Genomic DNA, 513 nt, shown 5'->3' with positions numbered 1-513 from the left:
AAGAAACAAACCATAAAGCCAGATATTTTGATAACAATAGTATCTGAGCCTGATAAACTTTTATTTGAGAGTTTGATCCTGGCTCAGGATGAACGCTGGCGGCGTGCCTAACACATGCAAGTTGAGCGATTTACTTCGGTAAAGAGCGGCGGACGGGTGAGTAACGCGTGGGTAACCTACCCTGTACACACGGATAACATACCGAAAGGTATGCTAATACGGGATAACATATTTGAGAGGCATCTCTTAAATATCAAAGGTGAGCCAGTACAGGATGGACCCGCGTCTGATTAGCTAGTTGGTAAGGTAACGGCTTACCAAGGCGACGATCAGTAGCCGACCTGAGAGGGTGATCGGCCACATTGGAACTGAGACACGGTCCAAACTCCTACGGGAGGCAGCAGTGGGGAATATTGCACAATGGGCGAAAGCCTGATGCAGCAACGCCGCGTGAGTGATGAAGGCCTTCGGGTCGTAAAACTCTGTCCTCAAGGAAGATAATGACGGTACTTG

At 48.5% G+C, this 513-nt stretch carries 1 rRNA gene; it reads left to right on the top strand.

The features are described 5' to 3' along the window. Nucleotides 1-60: 60 nt before the first annotated feature. A 16S ribosomal RNA gene (locus tag KGF38_RS20005) occupies nucleotides 61-513 on the top strand; the annotation flags it as partial.

It is taken from the genome of Clostridioides sp. ZZV14-6387, assembly GCF_020657835.1.
In the GTDB taxonomy this organism is placed as follows: Bacteria; Bacillota; Clostridia; order Peptostreptococcales; family Peptostreptococcaceae; genus Clostridioides; species Clostridioides difficile_A.
Note: the sequence above shows the minus strand (reverse complement) of the source record. Positions and strands in the feature narration are given on the sequence as shown.